Annotated in this window: 4 protein-coding genes; 1 reads left to right on the top strand and 3 read right to left on the bottom strand. The window is 65.1% G+C overall.

Annotated elements, in window-relative coordinates; genetic code table 11:
* Nucleotides 1–263: hypothetical protein (locus tag AC07M8_RS19590; protein WP_495175899.1), on the bottom strand; the 263-nt coding region annotated here is incomplete at its 3' end.
* 11 nt (nt 264–274) lie between these two features.
* Nucleotides 275–634 carry a hypothetical protein gene (locus AC07M8_RS19585; RefSeq protein ID WP_495175898.1) on the bottom strand — a complete coding sequence of 120 codons (360 nt, stop codon included), beginning with the start codon at nt 632–634 and terminating at the stop codon, nt 275–277.
* 231 nt (nt 635–865) lie between these two features.
* Here AC07M8_RS19585 and mobQ point away from each other — a divergent pair, with 231 nt between their 5' ends.
* Nucleotides 866–2,080 (top strand): MobQ family relaxase, encoded by a 1,215-nt coding sequence (gene mobQ / locus AC07M8_RS19580; RefSeq protein ID WP_495175897.1) that lies wholly within the window; start codon nt 866–868, stop codon nt 2,078–2,080.
* Here the strand turns inward: mobQ and AC07M8_RS19575 are convergent.
* On the bottom strand, nt 2,081–3,844 hold a 1,764-nt coding region (locus AC07M8_RS19575; RefSeq protein WP_495175896.1), incomplete at its 5' end, for a type IV secretion system DNA-binding domain-containing protein.

The following is a 3,844-nucleotide window of genomic DNA, read 5'->3' as shown; positions in this document are numbered from 1 at the left end:
GATCGGGAATGGATCGGACCGGGGGACAGATCAAAGTCGGTGAAACGGGGATCGTCGGACCGCAACGTGAAGCCCCATTGGTAGCGGATCGAACCCACCTGAGCCTCCCCGGGCGCCGGCCAACCGGTACGAACTACATACGCGCCTCCTGCGGCTTCGACGGTCATCTTGGTCGCTGAAATGACGACCGCGTCGGCTGGTGCTGCCGGAACGGGGCAAGCAGGAGCCAGGGCGGCAGCGAACAAAACGATGACGGGGAGCATAGCAAATCTACCTAATCGGGCTTGTGCGTAAGCCGGCGCGGGCGCCGCGGAGCGCTCGCATTTTGGTCCATGGCGGCTGCGATGAGTTCTTCGGTGGAGAAGCCCTCGAACGGTTTGAGATCCGCTGGGCGGGTAATGGAGGCTACGAAGCGGGCGACCAATTCGGCAAGCTCGGGTTCGGAGCGGGCAGCGTTCAGGAGGGCGCCGCCCAGAATGATCTTACGGCGGGTATCGGCGCGTCTGGAGTGATCAACAGCCAGACGTTTGAGGCGTTGAGACAGGGCTTGGGCGCGTTCGATTTTGCGCTCCACAAGTTCGACTTCACGGAGCAGCTTGGCGAGTTTGGGATCGGCGGTTGGGGGCTGTGCCATGGTGGATCCTTGCCAAAATATGCTCCGGGTGTAGACAGAGCGTATGACGGAAGGAAGTAGAGAAAGCGCAAAGATGCAAACTCTGCGAGTTTGCCGCCCTTTGGGGGCGTTTGCGGCAGGGTGGTCCCTGCACCCCAGCGGCCCGTCAGGCCGCACAGGGCTTCGCGCCCCGTACCCCGGCAAGGGGGCTGCGCTGCCCCCCTGCACCCCTCGCGGTAGTCGTCGTTTGTCATGACCACCGTGACCGCCATGCCCCATGTCCGCACCAGCCCGGTGCAGCGCAGCCGGGGCGACAGTGCGGTAGCCGCTGCCGCCTATCGGCACGGTGAGCGGTTCACCGACGAGCGCACCGGAGAGATCCATGACTTCCGGGCGCGAGGCGGCGTCGAGGATGGGTTTATCGTCACGCCGGAGGGGGCAGAATGGGCCCAGGACCGCTCGGTGCTGTGGAATGCCGCTGAGCATTTCGAACGCCGCAGCAATTCACAGACGGCGCGCGAGTATATCGTCGGTTTACCCCATGAGCTGAACAAGGAAGAGCGGCGTGAGGTCGCCGAGCAGTTCGCCCGCGAGCTCGTCCAGCGCTACCGGGTCGCGGTCGACGTGGCCTTGCACACGCCAAGCCCGGACGGCGATCAGCGCAACTGGCACATGCACGTGCTGACGACGACGCGGACGGTCGACGTCGACGGGTTCGGGCAGAAAACCCGTGAGTTGGACGACCAGAAGCAGGGCCCCAAGGAGATACTGGCGCTGCGCGAACGGCTTGCCCAGATCCAGAACGATGCGCTGGAACTGGCGCAGGTCGAACGGCGCGTCGATCACCGGAGCCATGCCGAGCGGGGCATCGCACAAGAACCGCAGAAGGAACATTTCGGGCGTGAGATCACGGCCGAGCGCCGTGCCGTTGCGCAGGAGATGGCGCAGATCCGTGACGAGCTGCAGGCGATGGGGATCGGCGCGGGGGCGCCGCGGAGCGACGATCCGCGCATGCAGGCGCGCGACGCGGCCAGCGCGATCGACAACTGGGTGGAGCAGGCTCGCGTGCTGGCGCAGCAAATGCGCGAGCAGGTCCGCCAACAGGTCGAGCGCGCCGCTCAAGTGGCGCGTGAGGTGGTGCAGGGCATTGGCCAGAAAGTCGGGCAGGTGCTCGGCAGCGTTCAGGAGCGCTTCGAGCGGATCAATCGCGAGCGTGAGAGCGAGGGACCTTCACAGCCCGGCAGGGAGGCTCCGTCAGACAGATACAGGCGCATTGAGCAGGAAAGGGCGGCCCAGCCGCCAGATACGCCCCTGACGGCCTTTGAGCGGCTCGCACGGGCCGAGCGGGTCGGTCAGGCTGGCGAGCCGCAGCGCGTGGTCGGAGAAAGGAGCGATCTGCCGGCGCGGGGTGAAAAGCCAAGCGTGGGGCCAGGCGACCTACCGAGGCCGCGTGGGCAGCGTGAATAATCATCGGCGCGGGCGAGGCGGCACCCACAGATAGGTCGGCAGCACGGAGTCCACTTCGGCGAATTTGACGACGCCGCACCGGGTGGGGAGGTTCTGGATCTCGCTGGGCAGGAACAGCTCGCGTTTGACGTATTGCTCCGACGTCGAGGTATTTTGCGTGACCTTACCGGCGCTGCGCGACCGCGAGGTGGCATAGCGCACCTCACGATATTCGGTCATGCCGAGGTCGTCCGATATGCGTCTGGCGAGGCCGGCGCTGCTGCAACGGAAATAGACCTTGTTCGAGAAGGTGCTGAAGATCGTATCGGCGTCGTAGACGCCGTAGGTCGATTTCAGCTGGGCATCGTCCTGGATGATGCCGACCCCGCAAATGTCATATTTACGCAGGCGCGCGCCGAGCTTCGACAGATTGGGGATGAGCCCCATCGAGTTCAGCTCGTCGATGATGATCCAGGTGCGGTGCCCGCCGGGCTTGCCTCCTGCATCACGCCGCTCGGTTGCGGCGTTGATCATGATATCGATCCAGCTTGCGATCGCGGGCTGGCAGACTGCCGCTTCCAGATCGGTGTAAGGCAGCCAGAGCCAGCGGCGTTCATCGCTGGCATTCATATAGCTGCGGACCGAAAAGTCGCCGTCAGGTCCGCGTTTCCAGGCCGACAGGCTTTCATTGATGTTGTTGCGCACGCTGTTGAGATATTCCTCGCCGCCTTCGCCGAGCGCGATGGCGGCAGGGGTGCCTTCGAGCAGATCGAGCAACTGGTCGGTCGACCAGACCGTGGCGATCTCGAGCAGCTTACGGTTGTCCGCTGCGCTTCCAACCGCCTCGCACAGCGAGGTCATGAAATCCTGGGCCTTGCGCTGCCAGGTGCCGGCCGGGCCGTTCTGGGCCGAGATCATCGATTTGATCAGCGAGCCCCATTCGGTCTCATTCCGAACCTCGTTGCGCAGCGACCAACCGACCGATTGTGGGTCGACGGGTGACAGGATCAGATCGTCAGGGTGGCGAAAGCCAGGGCTCAGGTCATAGCCGGCGTCGACGCAGATCACGCGGTCGCCCCGGCGCCTGAGATCGGTGAGCAGTTCGCGCAGCGCCACGGTCTTGCCGGTTCCAGGCGAGGCGGCGATGAGGGTGTGCAGGGTTTCGCTCGAATAGGGCATTGGGATGCCTGCCATCCGTACCAGGCCCGCATCGACGCCGGCCGCGGCGATCTTCATGACCGCAGCATCACCGCGCGCGGTTGCCCGCGAGATCTGGCGGGGTTGGACCTTGGCGTCCTTGCGCACGGCCCTGATATGGCGGCCTGAAGGCCCGCGCAGGCGTAAGCCGATGCTGCTCGCGATTGCCGCGAGTTTGCCGTGCGATGTCTCTATTTCCCGGCCAACGAGTGCCCGAACGAACCGGGCGGCGTCCTCGCGCTCGACGAGCTTCGAGCCGCGCTCGTGATGGCGCTCAGTGCGGGTGGCGGGTTGGGCGGCGCGAACTACCGCCACGACCAGGCTGAAGGCGACCGCTACGCCGGCCAGCGCGCTGGCAGCGAGGCGAGGTACCAGGGCATGGGTGATGTCGTATCCACGCCACCACAAGGCTGCCTGCGACCAGAAGAGGTGCGCATAGCCGAGCCAGCCGTCGGCCTTGGCGTAATTGAACCAGGCGAGGGTCGAGGCAAAGGGGTTCTGCTGTGTGGTCCACCACCAGGGTGGCACTGGGTTCGCCGGCGCATAACCGAGCCGGGATATGCCGCAGACCAGCGGAAAGATGAGGGT

The organism is Sphingomonas sp. GW821-FHT09E03 (genome assembly GCF_059416225.1).
The sequence above is the reverse complement of the archived record's forward strand: the minus strand, read 5'-3'. Positions and strand labels throughout refer to the sequence as shown.

Bases quoted from the DNA above. Each gene is read 5' to 3' on its own strand.
- AC07M8_RS19585 (WP_495175898.1), bottom strand. From the start codon at position 634: ATGGCACAGCCCCCAACCGCCGATCCCAAACTCGCCAAGCTGCTCCGT.
- mobQ (WP_495175897.1), top strand. From the start codon at position 866: ATGACCACCGTGACCGCCATGCCCCATGTCCGCACCAGCCCGGTGCAG.